Origin of the sequence: Gordonia terrae, assembly GCF_001698225.1 — a bacterium.
Classification (GTDB): Bacteria; Actinomycetota; Actinomycetes; order Mycobacteriales; family Mycobacteriaceae; genus Gordonia; species Gordonia terrae.
On sequence record NZ_CP016594.1, the window covers coordinates 3210044 to 3213186 of the forward strand.

Consider the following 3143-nt stretch of genomic DNA (forward strand, 5'->3'; position numbering starts at 1 on the left):
GCACGACCCTGAGCACAACCGATCTCACGACCACGGACGCGGTGCACCCGCCAGGCGACTATCCCTGGGTGCCCGCGTCCGTGGCGCTGAGAGACGTCGCACTACGGGACGTGATCCTGGGTGATCCGGCCTTCGGGTCCGTTCCCTCTCCCGATTCCCGGTTGGTGGTCGCGGTCGGGTCGAACGCCGCCCCACACGTCCTGCGCCGCAAGCTGGCACATGTGCGGTCGTCGGACATCGTCTGTCTGCAACCGGTCCACGTCACGAACATCACAGTCGGCCATTCCGCACACGTCGCGGCCCGCGGCTATCTACCTGCCGCCCCGATCTTCGCAGGTCAGCGATCGATCACGACCATCGCGGCATGGCTGGGTCCCGACCACATCGAGGCGCTCGACGCCACCGAACCGAACTATCATCGACAGACAGTGAATACGCGCGACCACCCCCTGATCCATGGCCGGCCCACCCCCTTCCTCCCCGAGGATCGGCCGCCCCTGCCCACGGAGTTCGACCTCTACGTGTCCCGTCACGGCGTCCTCGCCGACCCGGTCACCGGCGACCCGATCCCCTTCGGCCCACAGGCCGACGTTCTGTCGTGGTTGTCCCGACGCCTCGACGATGCGACCCTCGCCGATCCGGTGCCGGACGTCTGTACCCGTCTGGCGGGCGATCCCCCGGCGGTGACCGCCCGATTGCGGGCCGCCGGCCTGTCCCGGTCCGACGATCTCCGCTCACCCCGGTCGATCGGACACGATCGATGACCGCCCTCTCGCCGGACACCGATCCCCGGGTGGATGAGGAACAGCGGCACCTCGACCGCGTGTACGGCCGCCTCGATCGGATGCGGCGGACCACCCAGCGCCGGTTGTCGTCGACCCTGTCCGAACGCGGCGGCACGCCACAGGCACTGTCCGAACGCGAGTCGTACGAGCGGATGTACAACGAAGACCTCGCCAAATTCGATGCCGCCGAACACAATCTGTACTTCGGCCGCCTCGATCTCGACGACGGCGAGATCCGGCGCATCGGGCGTATCGGTGTGCTCGACGACGGTTTCGCCGACGACGGCGAGCTCGACGCCACCGCCACCGACGCCACCCTCCTGCTCGATTGGCGCGCTCCCCTGGCCCGGCCGTTCTATCTGGCGACGCCTGCGGCCCCCGAGGACGTCGCACGCCGACGCCACATCCGGACCCGTAGCCGCAAGGTCCGCGGTGTCAGCGACGAGTCCCTGACCGCCGGCGACGCCCTGCTCGACGACTTCGGACACGGCGACGTCGTCAACGAATCGGCGTTGGTGGCAGCCCTCAACGCGGCTCGTACCGGTGAGATGACCGACATCGTCGAGACCATCCAGCGCGAGCAGGACCTGATCATTCGCTCGACGCACCGCGGGGTCACCGTCATCCAGGGCGGACCCGGTACCGGCAAGACCGCGGTCGCGCTCCACCGCGCGGCCTACCTGCTCTACACCCATCGTGAGAACCTCTCCCGCAGCGGCATTCTCATCATCGGGCCCAATGACGACTTCCTGAACTACATCGGTCAGGTGCTCCCCTCGCTGGGCGAGTCCGGCGTGCTTCTCTCGACCATCGGCGACTTGTTCCCCGGTGTGCGGGCGGGCACCGACGATCCGCGGACGACCGCGGCGGTCAAGGGCGGCCTACGGATGGTCGACGTCCTCAAGCGAGCGGTGCGCGCCCAGCAGTCACTGCCGTCCCGACCCGAAGCAGTGGACTTCGACAGCTACCGGGTCGAGATCGACTCGGCGCTGATCAAGGCCGCGCGCGCCAAAGCCCGCGCGACGCGACGCGCGCACAACCTGTCGCAGAACGCCTTCCTCAAGGCCGGACTCGCCGAACTCGCCGCCCGGCATGCGGCGACGATCGGATCGAGCCTGCTCGACGGTTCGCAGTTGCTCAGCCCCGCGGACATCGCCGACATCCGCGACGACATGAGTCGCGATCCCGACATCCGTGCCGCGCTGCTGCGCTACTGGCCGACCCTCACCCCGCAGGCACTGCTGCGCGACCTCCTCGGCGACGAACGCGCGATCCGCAAGGCCACCCCGGGCTGGTCGGACGCCGACCGCGCAGCGCTGCACCGGCCGTCGCGGCCGGCGACGACATCAGGTGAGGACTTCTCCCCTGCGGACGTGCCACTGCTGGATGAGTTGGCCGAGCTGATCGGGTACGGCACCGAGGACGCCGAGCGGGCCGAGCGCGCACGGTGGCGCCGCCAGCTCGCCGAGGCCCAGGATGCCCTGGACATCCTGACCGGCTCGGCACCGCAAGACCTCGAGGACGAACTCGACCCCGAGATCCTGATGGCCTACGACCTGATCGACGCCGAACAACTCGCCTCCCGCCAGACCGAGACCCGGCGCGCCACGACAGCCGAACGTGCCTACGGCGACCGCACCTGGACCTTCGGCCACGTCATCGTCGACGAGGCCCAGGAGCTTTCCGCGATGGCATGGCGAATGGTGATGCGGCGCATCCCGAATCGGTGGATGACGATCATCGGCGACACCGCACAGACATCCGATGAGGCGGGCACCCGCTCATGGGGCGAGGTCCTGGAACCCTATGTCGCCAAACGCTGGCAGTTCAAGGAACTCTCGGTCAACTACCGGACCCCCAGCGAGATCATGGAGTACGCCGCCCGCGTCCTCGATGAGATCGGCAACGGCGAGAAAGCACCGACCTCGTTGCGCAGCAACGGGATCGAGCCGGTAGCCATTCGGGCGGACAGTGACGCACCGGCGGACATCGTCGACGCCGTCCGCCGGGCCGTCGAGCTCGCCGAACCCGACGGCCTCACCGCCGTCGTGGTCCCCGACCACCTGCGCGAGGTCGTCGATGCGGCATTGTCCCCGGACCGATTCGCCCTGGAGGACCGCGAGCCGCCCCGGGTCTACACCGTACGGAGCTGCAAGGGCCTGGAGTTCGACACCACGATCGTCGTCGAGCCCGCCGCCGTCATCGATCAGTCACCACGGGGACTCAGCGACCTGTACGTGGCCCTCACCCGGGCGACGCAGCGACTCGTCGTCGTCCATCGCGACGATCTCCCCGACGCACTCGCTGATCTGCCGGCCGGCTGACCGGCGGGGTCCGGTGGGTCCGCGATTGTTCGGA

2 protein-coding genes are annotated in these 3143 nt (G+C 68.8%); both read left to right on the plus strand.

Going from position 1 to position 3143, the window contains the following annotated elements; all coding sequences use genetic code 11:
• Positions 1-68: 68 nt before the first annotated feature.
• On the plus strand, positions 69-764 hold the full coding sequence (locus BCM27_RS14500; RefSeq protein WP_033206411.1) for a hypothetical protein: 696 nt from the start codon (positions 69-71) through the stop codon (positions 762-764).
• Positions 761-3109: a HelD family protein gene (locus tag BCM27_RS14505; RefSeq protein WP_004018743.1), complete on the plus strand. Its 2349-nt coding sequence runs from the start codon at positions 761-763 to the stop codon at positions 3107-3109. The genes BCM27_RS14500 and BCM27_RS14505 overlap by 4 nt, the downstream gene beginning before the upstream one ends.
• The last annotated feature ends 34 nt before the right edge of the window (positions 3110-3143 follow it).

What these genes read in the sequence shown, in the direction of transcription:
- BCM27_RS14505 (WP_004018743.1), top strand. Translation starts at nt 761, where the DNA reads ATGACCGCCCTCTCGCCGGACACCGATCCCCGGGTGGATGAGGAACAG.